The sequence below is a fragment of the bacterium genome (genome assembly GCA_004322275.1).
In the GTDB taxonomy this organism is placed as follows: Bacteria; Desulfobacterota; Deferrisomatia; order Deferrisomatales; family BM512; genus SCTA01.
Genome location: SCTA01000006.1, coordinates 59,918 through 82,754, shown reverse-complemented (window position 1 = coordinate 82,754; position 22,837 = coordinate 59,918). Strand labels below are relative to the sequence as shown.

The window sequence follows — 22,837 nt, the reverse complement described above, 5'->3', positions numbered from 1 at the left end:
GAGAAAAGGCATACGAGCGTAGGTTGTGGTTGAGCGATAAAACCCCCGAAGCAGATTATCCATTGCAGTCTGAAACTACGAAAACCCCCGGTAGGCAAAGCCGCAAGCGAAACCCAACAATAACAACACAATAAACATTGCAAACGTCGGGTATCGCTACGCTCCACCCGACCTACGGACTTCGGGGCCCGTAGGTGACGCAGGGAGCGGAGGCGGAAAGGGCGGCGGGGGGGTCTTAGTGAGCGCAGCGAACGGGTGCCCCCTCCCGCCCCCGCCGCAGCGACCGGTCGCTCGAAGAGCGAGCGTCTCCTCCCGGGCCGATTTCTTGGGTACTTCTTTCTAAAAGAAGTACCAAGGAGCGCGAGGCAGAGCCTCGCAACTATAGAACTACATTAAGGTTTTGGCGTATTTTCGCTTCGCTCAATCACGACCTACGAGGCTGATTTTCTCCAGAATCTTGGCCCTCCTGTCCTCCAGCTTTTTCCTGTCCTTCGGGTGCCAGAGCCCTTTTTCCAGAGCCCTGTCGGCAATTCTCAGCGCCCCTTCGAGGTCTCCCTCGCCGCACTCCCTAAGGCGCATCAACTCCAGCACCCAGCGCGGGTCCCTCGGCTCTCTGGAGATGAGTTTTTCGCAGGTATTTTCCATTCCGCCAAGGTCTCCCTCTTCCTTTTGAGCCTTGAAAAGCTCTTTGAGGGAGCGGATCCCGTCCTCCTTTGGAGGCGTTTTGGAAGCCCGGCAAACCTTCTTCGTTCCGGTTTTGCGCTTATTCGAGTTGTGGTGAAGGAAAAGCTCCAGAGGTGACCTGGAATCGCACTCCTTCGCCGTGGAGGCCTTCAGGAAGAGGCAGGCGAGGCTGAGGATGTCCAGCGCGTTGTGGTAAAAGACCGTCTTCATCCGCTCCGAGCGGCCCCGGAGAATGTACTCCCTGTAGACTCCGGGTATCTCCCTGCCGGGGATGTCTCCCTCCCTCCAAAAATCCAGAAGGTCCTCCTCCATCGTTATGAGGCGGCAGTTTTTCGAGTCGCACTTCCAGGCCGAGCGGGCGAAGTGGAGAAGGTCGAGGTGAGGAATGCCACGAAAGAGGGGGGCGATTTCGCGGGCTCTGGCGCGCTCCTCAAGGATGGGAAGGTCGAAGCAGGCTCCGTTGTAGGTGACGACGAGGGAGGACTTGCAGGCTTCCTCCGCGATCGCCTCCAGCAGGCATATTTCAGAAGCGGGGTTCTCCATGAAGTACTGGGCGACGACGAACCCCTCGCCGGGAAGGTATCTGCCGACGCCGACGAGGAAAGCCTTGCAGGCGGAGGAAAGCCCGGTCGTCTCGATGTCGAGGAAAGCGACTCCGGAAATTTCCGGCGCTTCGCCGCAGAGTTTTTCCAGCGGTTCGCAGGGAAGCGAAGAGAGACTGCCGGCAACCACGTTTCCGTGAAGATAGCCGGGCGGGAAGACTTCCCGGTGGAGGAAGGTTTCACCGGAGGGCGCGGATATGCGGTTTCCCTCGATGAACTCCTTGGACTTGGGGGCCTTTTTGCTTTCCAGCGCCCCGCCCTTTTTCAATACCCCGCTCTGAAGGAGCTTCTCCAAATCCTTTCCGGAAGCTTTTCCCCGCATCAATCCTCGTCGTCGCCCTCGCAGGCGAGCCTCCCTTTTTTCTCCACCTCGTCCTTCGGCCTGTCCTGCAGCAGCGCCAGATCGTAATCGGAGTCGCGGACAGCTTCAAAGGAATCGAAACCTTCGGTCGTGCAGACGGGGCAAGCGCCGAGGGGGACGTTGGCGATAAAGACGCTCCCCCGGCCCGGAGCCCTGCTCGACATAAGCGAAACTCCCCGGCAATCGGGGCAGACCCTGACCCTTTCGCTGCGTTCCTCGCTGATTCCCGTCTCGTCGTGGTAGACGACATAAGAGGTTTCGTGGTGGATTCTGGAGCCGAATTCCTTTATCGCCAGCTCTTCGCGGCCCCTGAAACGGGCGAGCAAAAGTTCGCAGAGGCGCTTCAGGTATTCGGCGGTCTTTTCGGAGAGTTTAAGGACGCCGGGGTGAAAATCCGGTTCGATTACACGGGAGGTGTCGAGCCCCGCCATTGCGAGGAGTATTCCCATGTTTACGTAGGGGAGGGCGGACTGTATGGAGTAGCCGCCTTCAAGAACCGCCACGTCGGGGTTGAGTTTGCGCGTTATGGAGGCGTACCCCTCCGCCGTGACGGCCATGTTGGTTATCGGATCGCTGAAATGGTTGTCCTGCCCCGCCGAGTTAATTATCAGGTCCGGCTTCCACTCCTCAAGAATGGGGAGAACGAGGTTGTCGAGGACGTAAAGGTACCCTTCGTCGTTGGTTCCTGGGGGCAGGGGGACGTTTATCGTCGCGCCGTATCCTCCGGGGCCGCCGAACTCTCCGGGAAAGCCGCTGCCGGGGTAGAGGGTGCGGCCGTCCTGATGGAGGGAGACGAAAAGGGTGTCGGGGTCGTTCCAGTAGATGTCCTGGGTGCCGTCGCCGTGGTGGCAATCGGTGTCGATGACAGCGACGCGCAGGGGGCCGTACTTTTTCCGCAGGTGCTCGATCATCACCGCTTCGATGTTGACGACGCAAAACCCCCGGAGGCCGTAGACCACCCTCATGGCGTGGTGGCCCGGCGGGCGCACGAGGGCGAAGGCTTTTTTTACCTCCCCGTCCATCACTGAGCGGGCGGCCTCTATTGCTCCTCCAGCCGAGATGAAGTGGGAGGGGGTGACTATCCTCTTTGTCGAGGGAAAGACGGCGTGGACCCGCTCGATATCCTTCACTGTGGCTATCGCGGGCAGGTACTCGACTATCCCCTCGATGTCGAAGAGCCCCTCCTCGAAGATCTGGTCCCTCGTGTAGAGCAGCCGCTCCTCCCTCTCGGGGTGGGTCGGGCTTATCGACCAGTCGAAGGCGGGAAAGAAGACGACCCCGGTGCGGCTCACCGCTTTCGGGAATTTCATGGCCGCCTCCTACTCCACCTTGCAGAGAATCGAGGGACGCACCTGCACCCTCAGGCGGTGTATGGAGCCCGCCCGCTGGTAATCCTCGATTATGTTGAAGGATTCGCGCTCCACCGCCTCGGGCGTGAAAGCCTCCAGCTTTATTCCGCTATCCTCCGCGAGCTGCCGGAGGGCGTTTTCGCATTCGGTCTCCATCTCGCCGATTGTGTAGCCGCGGCTTATCTTTCTGTAGATTCCTGCTTCTGGTATCGACAGCACGCCTCTTGCGGTGTCGGCGGCGGCGTTTACCTCGAAGGTCACTCCCGCCACCGCCGCGCCTATGGCGTTGGCGACGTCGTAATGGGGCGGGACGTGGACGGGGACTTTCAATCTGGCTTCGAGGTAGGGGGCCAGCGCCCTGCCGGGGCCGCCGACCAGAAGAGCCCGCTTCGGGTTTACCTTGTGGCCCTCCAGCAGCTCGTAGATTGTGTAGACCGGACGGCGGTTAACCTCGCTTACGAAGTCGCGCACCGCCTCCGCTATCTCTTTTCCGGTCTCCTCCAGTATCCGCATCGCGCAGGTTTCGGTTGTGACCTCCATCTCCCGCGCTATCGGCCGAAGGGCGTTTTCGGCCAGAGTCTCGTCGCCCGCCGCCCGCCCCAGAAGCACCATCGCATCGGTGGGGGTGGGTACGGGGCCGCCGTAGGAGGCCGCAGGTCCGCGCCTCATGGGGCCGATGAGGAGCTTGCCGGAGGCGAAGATGACTTCGCTGTCGCCCCCGATTGCGACCGAGCGGTTGAAGAGGGAGCGAATCTGCGTCTTGTACTCCCCGATGGTCGCCCCGTGGGGCTCAAGGAGGGGCGCGCCGCGCAGGATAAGGGATATATCGGTGGTGGTGCCTCCGACGTCGAGGGTTATCGTCTCCTCTTCGTGGCCGTTCATTGCCAGAGCGCCCATTATCGAAGCCGCCGGTCCCGAGAGGGCCGTCTGCGCGGCGTTGTCCACCATCGATGCCAGCCCCGCGCCGCCGTCCGCTCTCAAGAGGAAGAGGGGAGCGGTAATCCCGCGCTTTCTAACGCTTTCGGAGATAGCCTCGATAAACCCCTTCTGACGCCTCCAGAGGCTTGCCGCGAGGAAGGCGGTGGCGACGCGCCGGGGGAAGTTCAGCGCGCCGCTGAGCCTGTGTCCGAGGGAGACGTGGTCGAAATAGCGCTCGGCGAGTTCCCCCACCTTCAGTTCCTGCGTGGGATTTCGTCCGGCGAATTTCCCCGCCACGGCGACGACGCTTATTCCCTTGAAGGAGAGGCTTTCGCAGATGCGGATTATCTCCTCCTCGTCGATCGGCGCTATCTCGCGCCCTCTGTGGTCTACAGCGCCCCCGGCGGCGTGGCGGTCGGGGGTGGAGGTGAGGAAGGAGGGGTTCATTCCGGGGCCGGGAAGGATTATCAGCCCGGCGGGCTCAAGAAGGCCGGTTGCGACGGCGTTGGTCGCAAGGGTGGTGGAGAGCAGGACCCTGCCGACCGACTCGGCGGATACCGTTTCGAGTATATCTTCGAGAGCCGCCATGGAGCACTCGCCGAGGTCGGGGGTGGTCGGCACCTTGACCTTGTGGACGATCCTTCCTGCGTCGATGTCCACCGCGACGCCGTCGGTGTGGGTTCCACCTACGTCTATTCCCACGTAGAGGCGGTTCACAGCGGGACTCACCCCGGTTTTCCGCGAAAGGCTTTGACGGTTCTCGCCCATTCCGCCAGAAGCCTGGAAGTGAGCGGGCCGGGGCTGCCGTCGCCGATAACGGTTCCGTCTACCTGGACGAGGGGAGTGATTTCACTGACGCAGTTCGTTACGAAACCTTCATCCGCTTCAAAGAGTTCGCTGCGGGCGTAAAGCCCTTCTTCCACCTTTATTCCGGCCTTTTCGGCAAGCTCGATGGTCAGCCCCCGCGCCACTCCCGGCAGGCATCCGGAGGTCAGGGAGGGGGTATAGAGGACCGCGCCGCGGCGCCAGAAGAGGTTGCTGGTGGCTCCCTCGCTGAGAAAGCCGCCCGTAGTCTCCATAATCGGCTCTACGCCCTCTTCGACCAGCCCTAGCGCTATGACGCTGGGAAGATAGGCGAGAGTCTTGTGGCCGTGAAGCGGCAGCCCCTCCGATTTCGAGGGCCAGGGCAGGGTGCTCCCCCTGATTCCCTTTTCCCTTCTCTCCTCCAGCGTGTGGGGAAGGGGACGGGTGGTAATGAGAATCGTGGGGGAGGAGGAAAAGCCGGGCCTCGGACCCGCCGGAAGGGAGCCCCTGGAGATGGTTATCCTCCCCGCTCCCTCGCCGTGGCCGTTTTTTGCCGCCAGTTCCTCGGCGAACCCGAAAAGTTCCATTTTGGGTTTCGGGAGCCCCAGAAAGGAGGATGAATCGGCTAATCGCAGGAAGTGTTTTTCGGCCAGAAACACCTTTTTGCCGTAAAAACGGAAGGTGGTGAAGATTCCGTCGGAATAGAGAAAGCCCCGCTCGGTTACCGGCAGGCGGGCGCTGGTTTCGGGGATTATCTCCCCGTTCAGCCAGACCTTCAGCTCTGCTCCCATACTCTTCCCTTTCCGCTGAGGGCTTTTAGAAAGGACTGGGCCTTGGTGATGGTCTCCTCGTATTCGTCTTTGGGGTCGGAGTCGTAAACGATGCCGCCGCCGACCTGAAAATAGAGGCGCTTCCCGCGCTTGACCGCTGTGCGGATCGCTATGTTCAGATCTACCCTTCCGGAAAAATCTATGTAGCCTATCGAACCACAGTATACACCTCTCGCTGTGGGTTCGAGCTTGTCGATTATCCGAAGGGCCCATACCTTCGGAGCGCCGGTTATCGAGCCGCCGGGGAAGGAATTCTTTATCGAATCGACTACGTCCCGCGAGGGATGAACCCTTCCGGCTACCGTGGAGACGAGGTGGTGGACGTTGGCGTAGGACTCGACGACGGCCAGTTCGGGCACGTTGACGGAGTTGTAGTTGCAGACCCTGCCGAGGTCGTTGCGTTCCAGGTCAACGATCATCACATGCTCGGCGTTGTCCTTGACGCTCGCTTTCAGCTCGTAGGCGAGGCTCTCGTCCTCCTCGCGGTCCCTGCCCCTCGGCCTCGTTCCCTTTATCGGCCTCGTCTCGATGTAGTCTTCGTCGATGAGGAGGTAGCGCTCGGGGGAATTCGAGAGCACGGCGAAGTTGTCGGGGAAAAGGCAGGCGCCGAAGGGCGCGGGGCTGAGGGTGCGGAAGCGAAGGTAGAAATCCAGAGGGTCGATGTCGTAGTCGAGGCAGAAACGCTGGCTGAGGTTCACCTGATAGACGTCGCCCGCCTTGATGTGCTCGCGGGCGGTTTCCACCGCCTTCATGAACTCTTCGGGAGTCTGGTTGGGCGTCAGGTCGCCCAGGGAGACATCGAGAACCTCTCCCGAAGCGGAGGTTTCTTCCTCCGGAGGGGGAGAGCGCCAGAACTCCTTCAGTTCCTCCGGGGTATCCGCGCCGGTAGAAAGAAAGACCTCGCCGCTCTCGTGGTCGAAGGCGACGACGGCGTCGTAAAAGCAAAAAAACATGTCCGGCATGGAGAGGTCGTCAACGGCGGTTCTTTCCAGCTTCTCGATGAGGGGAAAGAGGTCGTAGGAGAGGTAACCGACGGCTCCGCCCGGAGCGAGGGGAAAGGGGCCGCGCTCCGGGGAACGGTAACGGGCCAGAAGCTCGCGAAGAAGGTCGAGCGGGTGAACCGTCACCTCCTCGCTTCGCCCTTCCCGGAGGTATTCGAGGCGGGAGCTCATCCCCTTCGAGTGGACGGCCAGAAAAGGGTCGCAGCCGGCGAAGGAGTAGCGCGAAAAGCGCTCCGGGCCGCCGGAGCCGTCCAGCAGAAAGGGGTAGCGCTTCCCCGTGGCGCGGCGAAGAGCCTTGGGCTCCGTCCATTCCCCGCTCAGGGGTTCGATATTCAAAAGGGGCTTTTCTTCGGCGCTCACCTTCTGCATCTTTCCTTAGGTTTGGTGTCGGGCGCGAAGGCGGCCATCGCGGTTTCCTTGCAGCTTCCCCCAGCGAGGAGCCCGGTGCCGATGTCTATCTCCGCGAATTCTATCTCTTCCGGCGCGGCTCTGGGTGGCGGAGGGTACTTCTGGCCTACCGCCGACATTACCTCGACCCAGATGGGCAGGGCGGCCCGGGTTCCGGTTTCGCCTATGCCGATAGGGGTGTTGTCGTCCCTTCCGATCCAGACCCCGAGGGCGAACTGGCTGGAGAACCCTATGAAGGAGGCGTCCCTCTGGTCGTCGGTGGTTCCGGTCTTTCCGGCGACGGGAAAGGGGAGGGAGGCGGCCTTGCGCCCGGTTCCGCTCTCCACGACACCGGCAAGTATATCAGAAGTCAGGAAGGCGGTGCGCGGATCAATCGCCCTTCTGGCGAACGGAGGCTCCGTCCAGAGGTTTCTTCCGTCCGGACCGAAGACCGCGCGTATACGGTAGGGCTCGGGCCGGAGCCCGCCCGAGGCGAAGGTAGCGTAGGCGGTGGTCATCTGTTCGAGTGAGGCCGACCCGACCCCGAGCGCGCTGGCGAGACCCTCCCCCATCGCCGAGGTGAGGCCGAGGCGTTTGGTCATGGAGGTTACTGCGGGTATGCCGACCTCGTCGAGCATCTTTATCGCCGGGATGTTGCGGCTGAGGGCCAGCGCCTTCCGGAGGGTCATCCTGCCCTTGTACTCGCGGTCGTAGTTCTGCGGCTGCCAGGGCTCTCCCTGCACGCCTCCGGGGTAGCTGACCGGGGCGTCGACGATGGTTCTGGACTGGGGGATGTTCAATTCCAGCGCGGCGGCGTAGACGAAGGGCTTGAAGGTAGAGCCCATCTGCCTTTTGGCCTGCATTACGCGGTCGAACTGGTTTCTGTACCAGTCCCTGCCCCCCGAGTGGGCCAGCACCGCGCCGGTTTTTACGTCGATAAGCACCAGAGCGCCTTCGAGGGGGGCTTTTTGCCTGAGCCTCTGGTTCCTCCCCTCTACTTCCAGTATTCCCGCGAGAAGGGCCTTTTCGGCCGCATGCTGGATTGTGGCGTCGAGAGTGGTGTAGACGCGAAGACCGCCCTGATAGACCATCTTGTGGCCGAGTTTTTCGACCAGTTCCTTTCGCACCGCCTCGACGAAGAAGGTGGCGTCCTTCATCCGGCTTTCGGGAGATTTTTGGGGAATCGTCTTTACGACGGCTTCTTTATAGGTTTTTTCGTCAATCCAGTCCAGTTCAAGCATTCTCGAAAGGACGAGGTTCCGGCGCTCGATTGCGAGGTCGGGGTGGCGGAAGGGGTCGAATTTTCCGGGGGCCTTGGGGAGGGCGGCGATGAGGGCGCACTCTTCGAGGTTCAGCTTTTCGATGGGCTTGTCGAAGTAGACCTTGGCGGCGGCGGCTACGCCGTAGGCTCCGTTTCCGAGGTAAATCTGGTTCAGGTAGAGCGCCAGAATCTCCTCCTTGGTGTACATCTTCTCTATCTCGAAGGCCAGAATAGCCTCGCGCACCTTCCTTTTGACGGTCTTTTCGGGGGTAAGAAAGAGCATCTTGGCCAGCTGCTGGGTTATCGTCGAACCGCCCTGCACCGCCTCGCCCTCTACTATGTCCACGACGAGCGCCTTGGCTATGCGAAGGAAATTTATGCCGATGTGGTCGAAATAGCGGTGGTCTTCGATGGCGAGGACTGCCCGGACGAGGTCCGGGGGAACCTTGTCGAGGGTTACGGGGGTTCTTCTTTCAAGGGCAATCTCGCCGATTACCGAGGAGTCGGAGGCCATGATGATCGTCGAGCTGGGCGGGCTGAAATCCTCCAGCGCCATGACTTCGGGAAGGCCCTGGCTGAGGATGGCGACGGCCCCGATAACGCAGCCGATTATGAGCGCGAGGAGAAGGCCGGCTGCGGCCAGAAAGGTTTTCAATCAGGCTTCTCCGATTCGATGAAAGCTTCTTTTCTGGCCGTTTCCTTCTCGTAGGCGTCGATAATTTCCTGCACCAGCGGGTGGCGGACAACGTCCTCCTTGCCGAAGGTGCAAAAGCGTATCTCGCGAACGTCCGCGAGTATCCTCCTCGCTTCAGTGAGGCCGGAGGCCTTTCCGGCGGGAAGGTCTATCTGGGTTACGTCGCCGGTGATTACCGCCTTGGACTCGAAGCCGAGGCGGGTGAGGAACATCTTCATCTGCTCGCCGGTGGTGTTTTGCGCCTCGTCGAGGATGACGAAGGAATCGTCCAGAGTCCTGCCGCGCATGAAGGCGAGGGGGGCGATTTCGATCGTGCCGCTCTCGATCATCGCCGTCGCTTTTTCAAGGGGCATCATCGTGTGGAGGGCGTCGTAGAGGGGGCGGAGGTAGGGGTTGACCTTCTCGTAGAGGCTTCCCGGCAAAAAGCCGAGTTTCTCGCCCGCCTCGACCGCCGGACGGGTCAGGATTATCCGCTTGACCTCTCGCTTGGCGAGGGCGGCCACGGCCATCGCCATTGCGAGAAAGGTTTTTCCCGTGCCCGCCGGACCGATGCCGAAAACTATGTCGTAGCGGCGTATCGAGTCTATGTAGACCTTTTGCGCGGTGGACTTCGGGCTTATCACCCTCTTCCCGGCGGTGACGTACACCGCGTCGAGAAAGATCTCCTTCAGGTTCGCCTTGCGGTTTCCTCGAAGTATGCGCACCGCGTGGTCGATGTCGGTGCGGTAGAGGGGGTACCCCTCCTCGATCAGGGCGTAAAGCTCTTTTAAGACCGATTTCGCCAGCAGGACCTCTTCGGGGTCGCCCGAAAGGCGCACGACGTTGCCCCGGGCCGAGAGGGAGAGGCCGTGGAGGACCCGCCCCAGTTCCCTGAAATTGTCCTCCCTCTCACCCGCCAGTATCTGGAAAAACCGGGTATCGGAAAATTCGAGCTGATCTTTGTCTTTTTGGTTTTCCATAAATTTACAAATTCTCCAGAGGAAATGTTTTTTCGCGGCGCTATTATGGCATGGGAGGGAGTGTTAAAAAAAGAGTTTGTCCGGGCAGGGGCGCAAAGAGCGCCGGGGGCACCCCCTCGGGGCTCTTTTGGGGAAAAAAGGAACAAAATCCGGCTTCTGCCGGAGGGGGGTAAAAGGGATGCCCCGGGCTCTGTCCCGCCGGACCCCCGCAAATTGCAAATCCTGTATCCGGCGCGGGTAAAATGTAGCGGTCCAAGGCCTCCGGGAGGCGGGTGAAAGTCTCTTTGGCGGGAACCTGCATTGCAAATTCCATAGACGTTTTAAAGGCGCAAATGTTTTACTTGCTTGAAGCCCTTTTGACGGTCTGATATAAAAAAGGGCTGTAAACTTCAAACGCCCGCCAAACGGCGTTCGCGCCGCTTGGGTTTATAGAGAAAATCGAGGAGGAGAAATGCCAGTCATCACGATTTCGAGCCAGTACGGCGCAGGCGGCCCCAAACTTGGACGCGAGCTCGCCAAAAGATTGGGTATCGACTACCTCGACAAAGAGATAATCCACAAGGTTGCTCTCGAGGTCAACGTCCCCGACTCGGAGGTCGAGGAATACGAGCCCGAGCACCACTCGAAGTACAAGAGTTTTTTCTCCACCATCTTCGATCTCGACGCCCTCCGCAAGAAGGCGAAAACGCTCGAAGAGGCGCAGGAAGAGAGCCATTTCGACGAAAGGGAGGAAATTCCCTACCAGTTCCACGTCGATGGCTGGATCGACAGCGAAATCTACAAGCAGATGATAGTCAAGATCGTTTCCGCCCTCGGCACCCGCAGAAACGTGGTCATCGCGGGGCGCGGCGGCCAGCATATCCTCAAGGACAACCCCAGAACCCTCCACATACGCCTCGTGGCCGATTTTGACGACCGCGTGGCCTGGGTGGCCAAGAAGCGCTCAATCACCATCGACGAGGCCGAGGAGTACGTCTCCACCCTCGACGCCCGCAGCAGGGATTACCTCCGCTTCTACTTCGACTGCGACCCCGATCAGGCCACCCAGTACGACATAGTCCTCAACACCTCCAGGGTCCCGCCGGAAAAGTGCCTCGAAATCGTCGAGGATCTCGCGCGCCGCCTGATGTAGCTAATCAAATCGCCATGACAGAAAAACGCCCGTCCACGACGGGCGTTTTTTTTCGGACGATGTTTGTGCAAAGTTTAACATGGTGGTATTATTTACCGGGGCGAATGATTCCGCGGTTATCCCGAAGGAGGAAACGCCATGGGCAGGGTCGAAAAAAGAAGAGACGTAGAGCTCCTGATGCCGGACGGAAGGATGCTGACCGTCAGACTCTATTTCCCCTCGATGCCGCCCTGGTATCTGGAATTCATCAGGAGCGGCGGAGAGTGGAAGGTTTACGAGGGGGAGGACCTCTTCGAGTGCATGACGGCCCTCCGGAGGGACCTGGAGAAGGAGGGGATAAAGCTCCTGTGCAACTGCTCCAGAAAGGATGTCTTTTCCTCCAGAAAAACGAGGCTGGAGGAGGGCGGAACGCACGCTTACGCCCTGATCCCCGGCTGCAAGGCCACCGACGACAATCTCGTGGATCTCTTTGAATACGTTCCCCCCGCTCTTGCAGCCACAGTCGAGGAACAGATGGATTTCTTCAGGGAGTGGCTCGGCAGCGTAAAGAAAAAACACGGGTAATTCAAAAAAACAAAGGGGCTATCCGCATGGATAGCCCCGATTGCTTTTAAGCGCCTGACAATTACTTGGGCGGCTGCTTCGCGATCATCTCTTTCAGTTTTACAACCCTGTCTTCCATCTGCTTTTTGAGCTCGGGGTCCGTAGCGCGCTTGGAGAGCGCGTCCCAGGCATCGACCGCGCCCTTCGGGTCGTTCAGGTCGTGAAGAAGGGTAATGCCTATGTTGTAAAGGCTCTGGGCGTGGTTCGGGTCTATGGTGGAGGCTTTCTTGAAGTCCGCCAGAGCGGCCTGAAAGTCCTTTAGCTCGCGGTACATTATGCCTCGGTCGGTAAGGACGTTGGGGTCGTTTGAGTCGAGTTCAAGCGCCTTGGTGTAGGCCTTTACCGCTTCGGCGGGCTGCTTGCTGTCGAAATAGATGTTGCCGAGACCGACCCACGCCTCGCGGTTTTTCGGCTGGGTCTTCGTTATCTCGGTAAGTTCCTTAATCTGTTCCGAGAAATTCTGAAGATCGGCTCCGGGAGGGGATACCGTGGGGGGCATCTGCTGTTGCGCCATCTGCATCTGGGGCTGAGGGGCGGAGGAAGTTTGGCCCGCAATGAGATGATAGGAAAGAAGGCCAAGAAGGAAACCGCCGATAAGACAGGAAGCGCCCAGTATGACAGCCTGGTCTTTCCCCAGTATTTTTTCCTTTTTGCTCATTGTAAGGAGTCCTCGTCTGGTGTTTCGTTAGAAGCGGTTCGTATTTTGTCCAAGGTTCGTTCGCGTGTCAATAGGGGGATATCTCACCCGACGCTGTTGCCCCTGAAGGATTCCTCGCCTCCGGCGAGGTAATAACCCTCGAAGAAGGCGTCGGTTTCAAGGTCGGCGAGGAAGGGTTTTTCTTCCTGAAGGGCCTTAACCAGATGGTCGCGGTCAACCACTGGAGCTATCGCCGCCAGAGAGCCGAGAAGAACCGCGCCGATGAGGCCGGGATAGCCGGATTTTTTAATGAATTCCGGCACGGGTATCCACACCACCTTTTCGGGGGCGTAGCAGCGCTCGACGTCCTCCCTCGAAGGGTATTTTCCGGCCCCGGTTCTGGCAAGAAGCGGAATCAGCCCGCCGTCCACGACAAGGAGGGTTCCCCCGCCGGACAGATAGCGCCTGTCGGACAAGACCTCCAGCCTGTCCATCCCTATGACCACGTCGGCGCCCCCGCGCCTGATTCTCGCGCTTGGGCCCGCGGGGTTCCCGATTCTTATATGGGAGCGCACCGCCCCTTCGAGCTGGGAGGCGGCGGACATGGTCAGGTAGTGCGCGTCGAACCCTTCGGCGAGCGCGGCCCTTACGATTATGCGCGAAAAGGTGACTACTCCCTGACCCCCGACTCCGCTGACTACAAGGTCGAGCTTCATTTTTTCCTCCGGTTGCGGATGGATTTGACGTCCCGGACGATTGCCTTGTTGGAGCAGGCGGTGGCGCAAAGCCCGCAACCCATGCAGCGCGAGGTGTCTATGGCGGCCATGCCGGTTTCCGTGCGCTCTATCGCGGGGCACCCCACGGATTTGATGCAGGCGCCTTCGCAGGTGTCGAACCCCCTGCACTTTTCCGGCTTTATCCTGTAAGGGACCAGCATTCCCCACTTGGTCCGCGAGGCGCAGGGGGCTTCCGCGATTACGACGTTTACACCCTGGCTTTTCATCGCCTTCACGAGTACGCGCCTTAGCTTGTCGTGAAAGTACGGCAGGACCTTGGAGACGCGCCTTACGTTGGCGGCCTTCACGAGGTCGAGAATCTGCAGGCGGTTCGGGAAAAGGTCGTTGGAGTGGGCGTCGGTGGAGGGCGTTGGCTGATGGCCGGTCATCGCCGCGTAACTGTTGTCCAGCACCAGTACCGTCATGTTGACGTTTCTTGCCGAGGCGTTGAGCAGCGCGGGAATCCCTGCGTGAAAGAAGGTGGAGTCGCCGATGGTGGCTATTATCGGCTCCTCTATGCCCGCGTAGGCGAACCCCTGGGCCAGCCCTATCGAGGCTCCCATCGACACTTCGGTCCTGCAAAGGGAAAAGGGAGGGTTCATGCCCAGAATAGTGCAGCCGATGTCCCCCGTCACCATCACCTTTTTCGGGTCTTTTCCTATCTCGCGGATTGCGCGAGATAGGGCTGTGTAGGTGGAGCGGTGAGGGCAGCCGGGGCAGAAGTTGAGTTTCCTTTCCGCGAAGCCGGACACATCCGGCGGAGCCGGGATCTCCGTCTGGGGGGCGCCGAGGAGTTTTCGCAGCCCGCTTTCAACGAGATCGGGGTCGATGATGCCGACGGAGGAGAAGACCTTGTCGGCCTTGCCGATAATCCGGGTCCCAAGGCCGTTTTTCTGTGCGATTATCCGCAGCCCGTCCTCGATTACCGGTTCAAGCTCCTCGACCACGAGAACCTTGTCCGAGCGGGTCAGTATTTCGAGAAGTTTCTTTTCGGGAAGGGGATTGACGACGCCGACCTTAAGGGTGTTGAACTTGCCCTTCAGGTTCCCGCGCAGGAATTCCTCCACGTAAGACCAGGTTGACGCCGAGCCGACGACGCCCAGCCTTTCGGTGCCGTGGGTGAGGACGTTCCAGTGGTCGAGCGCCTCGCCCGCTTCGGCCAGCCTTTCGAGCGCGGCCCGGTGCTGGCTCTGGCAGCTTTGCGCCCTTACCTTGGTGTATTTTTCCAGGTCGTCGGGAAGGGAGGATTTCTGATTGAGGCGAAGGGTCTGTTCGAGATTGACGGGGCCCCTCACGTTCGCGGTGCCCGTCGTCACCCTTACGATTATCGGCGCGCCGATGGATTCGGAGACGGCGAAGGCCTCGAAGGTGAGTTTTCTGGCTTCTTCCGGCGTTCCCGGCTCTACGCAGGGTATGAGGGCGAATTTGGAGAAGAGCCGGGTATCCTGCTCGACCATGCCGTAGTAGACGCCGGGGTCGTCCCCTACGAGGATCACCATGCCGCCCCTTACGCCGCTGGCGACTACCGAGAGCAGGGAGTCCGAGGCGACGTTGAGGCCGCTCATCTTCAGGGCGACGAAACTTCTCTGTCCCGCCCAGGAGTGGCCCGTGGCGATGTCGAAGGCCACCTTTTCGTTGAGCGCCCACTCAACGCGCAGATCGGTCCTGTGGTTCCTGAGGAGGTATTCTATGGCTTCGGTGGTGGGGGTTCCCGGATAGCCCGTCGCCAGACGCGCCCCGGCCTCGAAAGCTCCGCGTGCGGAACCCTCGCTGCCGAGCAGTGCCTTTGGTTTTTGTCTGCCTTCCAATCGAATCAATTCCTGAGAAATTGAAGAAAAATAAAAACTCCCTCGTGATTCAGGTTAGGTAGCACAGGAAAGGTGCAAAGGTCAAATGAAACGAAAAAGCCCGGACTGACGGCTTCGGTTTTGCCGTGTAAAGAAAAAGTAGGTCGGCTTGAGGTACGAAAGCCGACAAAACCTTGAGGAGATAAGGGGGTAGATTCAGGATTGACAAAAAAAGAGGACAAAGAATAAGGTCTTAAAACAATTGATGAAATGTCGGCTTTCGTGCCTCAAGCCGACCTACACGGCTAAGCACTAACAAAAAAACGTCGCGAGTAGCCCCGTGTGCGAGGAGCCGCGCAGCGAGAGGGTGAGGCAGTAGCAGCGCTACGGCGAACCCTTGAGCGAGCACGCGACAAAGCAGACGGGGCACGCAGCAGTTTTTCTCATCCTTCCTCGTACAACTTCTCCAGAAGCGGCTTGTAGCGTTCGGTGATGTTTTTGCGCCTGATCTTGAGGGTGGGGGTGACTTCGCCTTCGTGCTGCGAGAAGCTGTGATCGAGAAGGACGAATTTCTTTATCGATTCGTAGGAGGCGAGGTGCGTCCCGGCCTGCGCCCTTTCTATCCTTCTGGTGATTAGGTCGATTATCTTCGGGTCGGCGACGAGATCTGTGCGGCTGGTCCAGGGAATTTTCTTGTAGGCGGCGTATTTTTCGAGCCAGGCGAAGTCCGGGACGACCAGCGCGGTCATGAACTTCTTGCTCTCCCCGTAAAGCATCACCTCCTCGATGAACTTGTCGAGCTTGAGGATGTTCTCGATCTTCTGGGGGGCGACTTTTTTCCCTCCCGCCGTTACGATCAGGTCTTTTTTGCGGTCGGTTATGCGCAAACACCCGTACTGGTCGAACCTGCCGATGTCACCGGTGAGGAACCAGCCGTCTTCGTCGAAGGCCGCCTTCGTCGCAGCCTCGTCCTGATAGTACCCCTTGAAGACGTTGGGCCCCTTTACGGTAATCTCGCCGTCGGGGGCTATTCTGCACTGCACGCCGGGGACGATGTTCCCGACGGAGCCCGCGTGCTGGTTCCCGGGGACGTTCGCGGAGATTATCGGAGAGGTTTCGGTGAGGCCGTACCCCTCGAAGACCGGAATCCCGATGGCGTTGAAAAAGAGGGCGAGCTCGGGGGCGAGAGGCGCTCCGCCGGAGACGAAGATGCGTATCCTGCCGCCGAACTTCTGGCGGATCTTCGAGTAGATGAGCTTGTCGGCGATAGCGAACTGCCAGCTAAGGTGCGCGGGGATCTTTTGGTCCGAATCCCTCCTTTGCCCCACCTTTTGGGCGACCTTTATCGCCCGGAAAGCCAGCTGGCGGGTAAGGAAGGGCGCTTCGAGCGCCTTCGCCTGAATTCCGGCGTAAATCTTCTCGAAGATGCGGGGCACGCTGACCGATATCGTGGGCGCTACCTCCGCCATGTTGTCCGCGACCTTGTTTATGTGCTCGGCGTAGGCGACCGCCGCGCCGGAGTAGAACATGACGTAGCACCCCAGCCTTTCGAGGACGTGGGCGAGGGGGAGGTGGGAGAGGTGCAGGTCGCCGGGGCCGATGTCGAAGATCGAAAGCGCCGCCTCCACGTTGGAGATCATGTTCCGGTGGGTGAGCATGACTCCCTTGGGCTCGCCGGTGGTGCCGGAGGTGAAGATTATCGTGAAAACGTCCTCCTCCTTCGCGGCGTCGATTCTGGCGTCGAGCCTGGCCCGGTCAACCTTGCCGGAGGAGAAGGACTTAAGGGAGACGAATTTTTTGCTGGAAATTCCCTCCAGAGCGCCCTCCTCGAAGACTATGACCTTCTCGACGAACTCTACTTCGTCGATGAGGCCGGCGACCAGCTTCGCGAGCTCGGCGTCTGAGGTGAAGAGGTAGCGGGACCCCGAGCGCCTCAGCAGGCTGACGATCTCGGGCTTTGTCAGCGAGGGGTAGAGGGGCACCGTTATGCCGCCCGCCGAAAGTATCGCGGCGTCGCTCATCGACCACTCGTACCGGGTGTGGGAGAGTATCGCCACGCGGTCGCCGGGGCTTAGCCCTGCGTTCATGAGCCCCGCGGCGGTGGCTGACACCTCCTCGTAGAAGGTTTTCCAGCTTGCGTCCCGATATTTTCCCTCCCGCTTGACCTTTACGCAGGTCTTGTCGCTCCACATCGAGGCGCGGTCCCTGAAAAGTTTGGGAAGAGTCATTATCGGCTCCAGTGAAAATTAAAGTATTACCGGAATGCTAGGTTAGGCCCGGGCGGCTGTCAATAGAGAGGAGGCGAAGTCAATTAACGGAAAATGCCGGGTAAAGGCATTTTCCCCTGCATGGCCGATATCTATTTGATTCCAATCCGTGCTATAGTGAACTACAGACCGGGGAGTTATCGAATGCGTCCGCCAAAAGGCGTTTTTTTTATAATTTTGCCGGTGGCGCTCTTTGCGGCGATGCTCTTTACCCTCTGGGCTATCGAGAGGGGCAAGATTAAGGGTTTGTCCGTAAATAGACCTTTCGGAAATCGCGCCGGATTTTGAGAGCGGTTTTGTCGCGAAGATTGAGCAAAACCGCAGGCGTAGTTGTTCTACGTCGAGGTTTTGCGATTGATGAGCGGCAAAAACGGGCCAAAAGCCGGATGCGAGAACGAAGGTTTTCTTTACGGATAAGCCCTGAGTCCCGCCACGGCGCTTACGGGATGTCAGTCGATCTCCACCAGATTGTAGGCCCGCTGTCCGGCTCCCATCTTTTCGGCGTGAGCGAGCTGTATAGACCAGTCGGCGTTGGGATGGACGCCGAGGAATTTGTCTTCTCCGGGGGCGTGGCCGGACTTGAGGGCGCTGTTAACAAGGCCCTGACGGCTGTTGACGAGATCCGCCGAGGCCTGATCGATGGCGACAGGGTCGGTTGAAGAGAGTATTCCGATATCCGCCACCAGCGGTGAATCGGCGTTGGGCATGCAGTCGCAGGCGGGGCTTATCTGGGTGAGGAAGTTGAGGAAGACGGCTTTGTCTTCTTTTCCGGCGAGAGCGCCCTTTGCGTACTCCGCCATCTTCTCCTGCATCGAGGAGGGGCCTTCCGTCCACTGTATCTGAATGGTTTTGGACGGACAGACGATGATGCACTGGCCGCACCCGGCGCACTTCTCGGGGTTTATGAGAGCCTTGCCGTTAGCGATTGCGATGGCTCCGTGGGCGCAGAATTTCCGGCATACCGAGCAGCCGACGCACCCCTTGGCCTTTATCTTCGGCGCGATCTTCGAGTGCATGGAGAGTTTTCCGTGGCGGGCGGCGGTGCCCATGCCCAGATTTTTAATCGCGCCGCCGATGCCGGAAAGTTCGTGGCCCTTGAAATGGGAGAGGACGACCGCAGAGTCGGCGTTCGCGAACTCGGAGGCTATGGCGGTCTTTTTGTAGTGCTTGCCGTCTATCTCGCGCTCCACGAAACTTTGGCCGCGAAGCCCGTCGGCGATTATGAGCGGGGCTCCAACCACCGCGTAATCGAAGCCGTGGGAGACCGCGAGGGTCAGATGGTCTACGGCTTCCGACCTTTTGCCCGCGTAGAGGGTGTTGGTGTCGGTCAAAAAGGGCTTCGCGCCGAGAGCCTTTATCGCCTCGACCACCCTTCTCGCGAAGATGGGGCGGATGAAGGAGGTGTTGCCCTCCTCGCCGAAATGGATCTTGACGGCGGTGAGGTCGCCGGGGCGGACTCGCTCCGGAAGTCCGGCCCTGGCGAGAAGATCGTCTATCTTTTGCAGGAGGTTTTTCCTCGGCGTGGTCCGCATGCTGGAAAAATATACATCCGTGGGTGTCATAACGTCGCTCCGGTGATATTTTTTAATTACCCTTACGGGGTTTGGAATGTACCATATGAACTATCGTTTCGCTACATGAAGGCTGATGAGGAAGGTGAATCCCGGATGATCAACTTTGACGTGGGGGATAAGGCTGTGTACCCCGCGCACGGCGTAGGGGAGATACTGGCGGTCGAAAGCCGCGAGGTTATGGGACGCAAGATGATGGTCTACGTAATGCGCATACTGGACCGCAACATGACCATCACCATTCCCGTCTCCAAGTCCATTGAAGTAGGTCTTCGCCCGGTAATGAACATCGACGAGGTGGACGAAGTCTTTCTTGTGCTGAAGCAGCGAAGAAAAGTTATCGAGGGCCAGACCTGGAACAGGCGTTTTCGGGAGTATTCCGACAAGATACGCACCGGGTCGGCGCTTGAAATCGCGCAGGTTTTGAGGGATTTATATATTTTGCGCTCCGGCAAGGCTTTGTCCTACGGCGAAAAGCGGATGCTTACCACCGCCATCGAGCTGCTCTCTCAGGAGATAGCGGTTGCGAGGGGGCAGGCGGCCAGCGCGGCTCAGGAACAGATACTTTCAGCTTTTGGAGATGTTGGGGGATGACCGTTTGAATGTAATTCTCTACCGCTTTTTTCTTGTTCTCTTTTTGATTCTGGCAGGCTACTTCGCCGGGCCGAACATCTTCACTTTCTCGGGAGACCCCGCCGGGGTGGGCGCGGTGCTGGGAACCCTGCTGGGTTTCGTGGTGCTTCTTGTCGAGCGCGCGGTTAACCGGACGCCCCCCCACATAATGCTGGGCGGCGGTCTCGGGGCACTCTCCGGCATCGGCGTGGCGCTGGCCTTCGCCTACATGGTGGACCTGAGGGCTTACCCCGCGCTTCTCACCCTCGCCATCGTTGTCTTTCTCGGCCACCTCGGCTTCGTTATCGGGATGAGGTCGGTCAGATCCTTCAAGCTGGCCACCGCCAAGACCGGCATGGCCGCGGCTTCCAACCCCAAGATTCTCGACACCTCCGCCATCATAGACGGCCGCATCGTCGAGATGGTGGAGCTCGGCTTCGTCGGCGGCCCCCTGGTGGTGCCCCAGTTCGTGCTGCAGGAGCTTCAGGGCATCGCCGATTCCACCGACCCTCTCCGCAGGGCGAGGGGAAGAAGGGGCCTCGGGGTCCTCGAAAAGCTGAATACTATGGAAGGCGTTGAGGTCAACGTCGTGGACGAAGACTTCCTCCGCATAAAAGAGGTCGATCAGAAGATCGTCGCGCTCGCCAAGCTCAAAGGGGCCACCATCGTCACCACCGATTTCAACCTCGCCAAGGTCGCGGAGCTTCACGGCATCAGGGTGATGAACGTGAACGAACTCTCTCAGGCCCTGCGCCCCGTCGTACTTCCCGGCGAGCCGCTGCGAGTCACGATACAGAAAGAGGGCAAGGAGCCGGGGCAGGGCGTGGGCTACCTCGAAGACGGGACGATGGTCGTCGTCGAGGAGGGGTATGCGCGCATGGGTGAATCTATCCGCGCCGTGGTCACCTCCGTTCTCCAGACCAGCGCGGGTAGGATGATCTTCACCAAGGCCCCCGAGGATTCCGAAGAGGTGGTGGACGTCAAGGAAAGGCGAAAGGTTTGGCGCAGGTCCAGCTAGGCGCCTTTGCAATTGTAACCGCGGCTGGTTTCGGCAGGAGAATGGGGACCGGCGTTCCCAAACAGTACCTCTCCCTCGGCGGTAAACCCGTCCTCGTCAGAACCATCCAGCGAATCTCCTCCTGGCCCGGCCTCAAGGGCATCGTAGTTACCGCTCCCCCCGATTCCGTCAGCGAAACAGAGACCCTTCTCCGCGAGGAGGGGCTCTTGAAAGTGCTGCGCGTTGTCCCCGGAGGGAGTGAGCGTCAGGAGTCGGTCTTCCTCGGACTCAAGGCTCTAACCGAGGCGGGAGATGACGACATCGTCTTCATCCACGACGGCGTCCGGCCCTTTCCCCCCGTAGAAAAATTCGACGAGCTTTGCCGCGCGGCCATGCCGGACGGCGCGCTCTTCGCCCTCACCGCTACCGACACCGTTAAGCTCTGCGAGGAAGGGGCTGTTACCGGCACCCTCGACCGCACGAAGATAAAGCTCGCCCAGACCCCCCAGGCCTTCCCCTATTCCCTTATCCTCGACGCGCACAAAAGCTGCGCGCAAAAGCGCATTCCCGCCACCGACGACGCCTCCCTGGTAGAGGCTTACGGCAGAACCCCCCGCGTGGTGGAGGGGACGAAGGAAAACGTCAAGATAACCACCCCGGAGGACCTAAGGATGGCGGACAGCAATTTCAGGACTCCGGGGCTTTCCATCGGCCACGGCTACGACGCCCACCGCCTCGTCGAGGGACGCCCCCTGATCCTCGGCGGGGTGACCTTCGAGCATCCTCTCGGGCTGCTCGGCCACTCCGACGCCGACGTAGTCGCCCACGCGGTCGCCGACGCCTGCCTCGGCGGTGCGGGGCTGGGCGACCTCGGGCGGCATTTCCCCGATTCCGACATGAAGTGGAAGGGGGCCGACAGCCTGAAGATTCTTCAAAGGGTGGGGGAGTTGGTCAGGGAAAAGGGACTCAACGTCCTTCGCGTAGACGTAACCGTCATAGCGCAAAAGCCCAAGCTCGCTCCGTTCATCTCGAAGATGGAAAAGAACCTCTCGGCCGCGCTCGGTCTCCCGGAAGGCGGAGTCACCGTAAAGGCTACGACGACGGAGGGGATGGGGTTTGAAGGTAGGCAGGAAGGGGTCAGCGCCCATGCGGTGGCTTTGCTCTCTTGACGGCTTCGGCTTTTGCCGCGGGGCTTCGTCGCTACTCGCTCGCGCTCCTTGCCGTAGGCACGCTACTGTCTTCGTCGCGCTCGCTGCGGGCTCCTCGCCCGGCGACAAAATCCAAAGCCGTTGAAAACACTTTTCCGTCATTCTCGCCCAAAGGGCGGGAATCCAGCGGCTTTTAGCTGTAAAAACATAAATGGTTTTAAATTAGTTGCGTAGGATGAGCTTCAGCCCACCAAAACAATAACGTCCCGTTCCCTTATAATTTCAAAAGCGCAACAATTACAAATAGTTAAACATGGTGGGCCGAGCCCACCCTACCTGCTGTATCAAAAATTCAGTGTTTTTCGAGAAACTCAAAGCCTCGAAAACTTTGTTAACAATCTTGAACTTGCACTGTTTGGCTAGATTCAATCCAACCCACATCGTGCAGACGACGCAGAGCCACTTGAATATGCTTGGGAGTGAAAAGGTTCTGCTTTCGTTCGTTCCAAGCCGCAATACTGGCACGCACTTTATCCAAATCAGAGGCTATAGAAGGGCTCTCGTGGCAAACCCAGTGAACAGTGGATAGTAATTCCATACCGTAAGGTGTCTCAAAACCTTCGATCAAAGCGGCAACACGGTCAAGATGCTCTGTTCCGGTTGAGTCACCAGCCAACTCTGCATCAGCAATCTTCACAGCATCTGGGAGCAGATGGATTTGCGCCTTGCGGCTTCTATCGCCATAACCTCGAATGTAGTGCCCTTCGAGTCGTTGCAAGACGTGATTCAAATTGTCGGCATAGGGGCCATACTTCATCTTGGCGAAACGTAGACGAAGAGGCTCACCTCCCTCTTGCAGGAAATAGGCCAGCTTTTGAATCTCAAGTAGGGTTAGTTGATAGCCAGGAGCACAATAGCGCTCTATGAGTTTGATAAAAAGCGCCCGTGATCTGGTCATGCCGGGGTCTTTCGTGTTTATCTTGATCTCGTCGGGTTTTGGGGCGTCACCGGGTGCGAACAGCAGGACTTGAACTTCATCAAGGTTGCTGAAAGCGTTTTCGATGAGCGGTTTAACCTCACTCCATTCGAGACCTCCAAGTCCGCAACCAAGAGGTGGGATCGCTATCGACCGAATGGACCGTGTTTTGACCTCTTCAACAAGGGCAACCAGCCCTCTTTTTATGTCCTCTATTTTTGATTTGCCCTTCCAGTGACGCTTGGTAGGGAAGTTTATGATATATTTTGGGTTTACCAGCCGACCAGTTGAGAACACAAACATCTTGCCGGGAACCACCTTCTGGGCTTTACAAGCACGTTCATATGCAGTGAAATTCTCGGGATAGGTCTGTTTAAATTGCAGAGCTATCCCTTTGCCCATGATTCCAACACAGTTAACTGTATTGACAACGGCTTCGGCTTCAGCCCCCAGCAAATTTCCGCTTACGATTTTGATCATT

Annotated in this window: 18 protein-coding genes; 5 read left to right on the top strand and 13 right to left on the bottom strand. The window is 59.1% G+C overall.

Annotation, left to right across the window (positions count from 1 at the left end; translation table 11 throughout):
- Positions 1-420 precede the first annotated feature (420 nt).
- The 7 genes from EPN96_02285 to EPN96_02255 are packed head-to-tail and all read right to left on the bottom strand — an operon-like array spanning position 421 to position 9,850.
- Positions 421-1,608, bottom strand: coding sequence for a hypothetical protein (locus tag EPN96_02285; protein TAL18353.1), 1,188 nt, complete (start codon positions 1,606-1,608; stop codon positions 421-423).
- Entirely contained in the window at positions 1,608-2,957 is a 1,350-nt protein-coding gene (locus EPN96_02280; GenBank protein TAL18352.1) for a histone deacetylase, read from the bottom strand. Before EPN96_02280 ends, EPN96_02285 begins: the two co-directional genes overlap by 1 nt.
- 9 nt (positions 2,958-2,966) lie before the next feature.
- Positions 2,967-4,682, bottom strand: coding sequence for a hydantoinase/oxoprolinase family protein (locus EPN96_02275; GenBank protein ID TAL18351.1), 1,716 nt, complete (start codon positions 4,680-4,682; stop codon positions 2,967-2,969).
- Complete coding sequence (locus tag EPN96_02270) at positions 4,640-5,509, bottom strand: hypothetical protein (protein TAL18350.1); 870 nt, start codon at positions 5,507-5,509, stop codon at positions 4,640-4,642. Before EPN96_02270 ends, EPN96_02275 begins: the two co-directional genes overlap by 43 nt.
- Complete coding sequence (gene pabB / locus EPN96_02265; GenBank protein TAL18349.1) at positions 5,494-6,918, bottom strand: aminodeoxychorismate synthase component I; 1,425 nt, start codon at positions 6,916-6,918, stop codon at positions 5,494-5,496. Before pabB ends, EPN96_02270 begins: the two co-directional genes overlap by 16 nt.
- Positions 6,906-8,852 (bottom strand): PBP1A family penicillin-binding protein, encoded by a 1,947-nt coding sequence (locus EPN96_02260; protein TAL18348.1) that lies wholly within the window; start codon positions 8,850-8,852, stop codon positions 6,906-6,908. Before EPN96_02260 ends, pabB begins: the two co-directional genes overlap by 13 nt.
- Positions 8,849-9,850: a PhoH family protein gene (locus EPN96_02255; protein ID TAL18347.1), complete on the bottom strand. Its 1,002-nt coding sequence runs from the start codon at positions 9,848-9,850 to the stop codon at positions 8,849-8,851. The genes EPN96_02260 and EPN96_02255 overlap by 4 nt, the downstream gene beginning before the upstream one ends.
- Before the next feature lie 451 nt (positions 9,851-10,301).
- Here EPN96_02255 and EPN96_02250 point away from each other — a divergent pair, with 451 nt between their 5' ends.
- Positions 10,302-10,982 carry a cytidylate kinase-like family protein gene (locus EPN96_02250; GenBank protein TAL18346.1) on the top strand — a complete coding sequence of 227 codons (681 nt, stop codon included), beginning with the start codon at positions 10,302-10,304 and terminating at the stop codon, positions 10,980-10,982.
- A 138-nt stretch (positions 10,983-11,120) separates the two neighbouring features.
- The gene (locus EPN96_02245; GenBank protein ID TAL18345.1) at positions 11,121-11,546 is read left to right on the top strand and encodes a hypothetical protein; all 426 of its coding nucleotides are present in this window, start codon (positions 11,121-11,123) and stop codon (positions 11,544-11,546) included.
- A gap of 61 nt (positions 11,547-11,607) precedes the next feature.
- Here EPN96_02245 and EPN96_02240 read toward each other — a convergent pair whose 3' ends face one another.
- The 5 genes from EPN96_02240 to EPN96_02220 all read right to left on the bottom strand — a co-directional run bounded on the left by EPN96_02240 (position 11,608) and on the right by EPN96_02220 (position 18,614).
- On the bottom strand, positions 11,608-12,243 hold the full coding sequence (locus EPN96_02240) for a tetratricopeptide repeat protein (protein TAL18344.1): 636 nt from the start codon (positions 12,241-12,243) through the stop codon (positions 11,608-11,610).
- Between the two features lie 83 nt (positions 12,244-12,326).
- The gene (locus EPN96_02235) at positions 12,327-12,938 is read right to left on the bottom strand and encodes a hypothetical protein (protein TAL18343.1); all 612 of its coding nucleotides are present in this window, start codon (positions 12,936-12,938) and stop codon (positions 12,327-12,329) included.
- Complete coding sequence (locus tag EPN96_02230) at positions 12,935-14,806, bottom strand: hypothetical protein (protein TAL18342.1); 1,872 nt, start codon at positions 14,804-14,806, stop codon at positions 12,935-12,937. Before EPN96_02230 ends, EPN96_02235 begins: the two co-directional genes overlap by 4 nt.
- A gap of 422 nt (positions 14,807-15,228) precedes the next feature.
- Positions 15,229-17,013, bottom strand: a complete 1,785-nt coding sequence (locus EPN96_02225; protein TAL18341.1) for a long-chain fatty acid--CoA ligase — start codon at positions 17,011-17,013, stop codon at positions 15,229-15,231.
- 488 nt (positions 17,014-17,501) lie between these two features.
- The gene (locus EPN96_02220) at positions 17,502-18,614 is read right to left on the bottom strand and encodes a DUF362 domain-containing protein (protein ID TAL18340.1); all 1,113 of its coding nucleotides are present in this window, start codon (positions 18,612-18,614) and stop codon (positions 17,502-17,504) included.
- Positions 18,615-18,719: 105 nt separating this feature from the next.
- Here EPN96_02220 and EPN96_02215 point away from each other — a divergent pair, with 105 nt between their 5' ends.
- The 3 genes from EPN96_02215 (at position 18,720) to EPN96_02205 (ending at position 21,401) form a co-directional block, all read left to right on the top strand.
- Entirely contained in the window at positions 18,720-19,217 is a 498-nt protein-coding gene (locus tag EPN96_02215) for a CarD family transcriptional regulator (GenBank protein TAL18339.1), read from the top strand.
- The gene (locus tag EPN96_02210) at positions 19,204-20,253 is read left to right on the top strand and encodes a TRAM domain-containing protein (GenBank protein ID TAL18338.1); all 1,050 of its coding nucleotides are present in this window, start codon (positions 19,204-19,206) and stop codon (positions 20,251-20,253) included. The genes EPN96_02215 and EPN96_02210 overlap by 14 nt, the downstream gene beginning before the upstream one ends.
- A 650-nt stretch (positions 20,254-20,903) precedes the next feature.
- Positions 20,904-21,401, top strand: a complete 498-nt coding sequence (locus tag EPN96_02205; GenBank protein ID TAL18362.1) for a 2-C-methyl-D-erythritol 2,4-cyclodiphosphate synthase — start codon at positions 20,904-20,906, stop codon at positions 21,399-21,401.
- Positions 21,402-21,771: 370 nt separating this feature from the next.
- Here the strand turns inward: EPN96_02205 and EPN96_02200 are convergent, their stop codons facing one another.
- Positions 21,772-22,836 carry an Appr-1-p processing protein gene (locus EPN96_02200; GenBank protein TAL18337.1) on the bottom strand — a complete coding sequence of 355 codons (1,065 nt, stop codon included), beginning with the start codon at positions 22,834-22,836 and terminating at the stop codon, positions 21,772-21,774.
- Between the last annotated feature and the right edge of the window lies 1 nt (position 22,837).

What these genes read in the sequence shown, in the direction of transcription:
- EPN96_02285 (TAL18353.1), bottom strand. Translation starts at nt 1,608, where the DNA reads ATGCGGGGAAAAGCTTCCGGAAAGGATTTGGAGAAGCTCCTTCAGAGC.
- EPN96_02280 (TAL18352.1), bottom strand. Translation starts at nt 2,957, where the DNA reads ATGAAATTCCCGAAAGCGGTGAGCCGCACCGGGGTCGTCTTCTTTCCC.
- EPN96_02275 (TAL18351.1), bottom strand. Translation starts at nt 4,682, where the DNA reads ATGGGCGAGAACCGTCAAAGCCTTTCGCGGAAAACCGGGGTGAGTCCC.
- EPN96_02270 (TAL18350.1), bottom strand. Translation starts at nt 5,509, where the DNA reads ATGGGAGCAGAGCTGAAGGTCTGGCTGAACGGGGAGATAATCCCCGAA.
- pabB (TAL18349.1), bottom strand. Translation starts at nt 6,918, where the DNA reads ATGCAGAAGGTGAGCGCCGAAGAAAAGCCCCTTTTGAATATCGAACCC.
- EPN96_02255 (TAL18347.1), bottom strand. Translation starts at nt 9,850, where the DNA reads ATGGAAAACCAAAAAGACAAAGATCAGCTCGAATTTTCCGATACCCGG.
- EPN96_02250 (TAL18346.1), top strand. Translation starts at nt 10,302, where the DNA reads ATGCCAGTCATCACGATTTCGAGCCAGTACGGCGCAGGCGGCCCCAAA.
- EPN96_02245 (TAL18345.1), top strand. Translation starts at nt 11,121, where the DNA reads ATGGGCAGGGTCGAAAAAAGAAGAGACGTAGAGCTCCTGATGCCGGAC.
- EPN96_02240 (TAL18344.1), bottom strand. Translation starts at nt 12,243, where the DNA reads ATGAGCAAAAAGGAAAAAATACTGGGGAAAGACCAGGCTGTCATACTG.
- EPN96_02235 (TAL18343.1), bottom strand. Translation starts at nt 12,938, where the DNA reads ATGAAGCTCGACCTTGTAGTCAGCGGAGTCGGGGGTCAGGGAGTAGTC.
- EPN96_02225 (TAL18341.1), bottom strand. Translation starts at nt 17,013, where the DNA reads ATGACTCTTCCCAAACTTTTCAGGGACCGCGCCTCGATGTGGAGCGAC.
- EPN96_02220 (TAL18340.1), bottom strand. Translation starts at nt 18,614, where the DNA reads ATGACACCCACGGATGTATATTTTTCCAGCATGCGGACCACGCCGAGG.
- EPN96_02215 (TAL18339.1), top strand. Translation starts at nt 18,720, where the DNA reads ATGATCAACTTTGACGTGGGGGATAAGGCTGTGTACCCCGCGCACGGC.
- EPN96_02210 (TAL18338.1), top strand. Translation starts at nt 19,204, where the DNA reads ATGTTGGGGGATGACCGTTTGAATGTAATTCTCTACCGCTTTTTTCTT.
- EPN96_02205 (TAL18362.1), top strand. Translation starts at nt 20,904, where the DNA reads ATGGCGGACAGCAATTTCAGGACTCCGGGGCTTTCCATCGGCCACGGC.
- EPN96_02200 (TAL18337.1), bottom strand. Translation starts at nt 22,836, where the DNA reads ATGATCAAAATCGTAAGCGGAAATTTGCTGGGGGCTGAAGCCGAAGCC.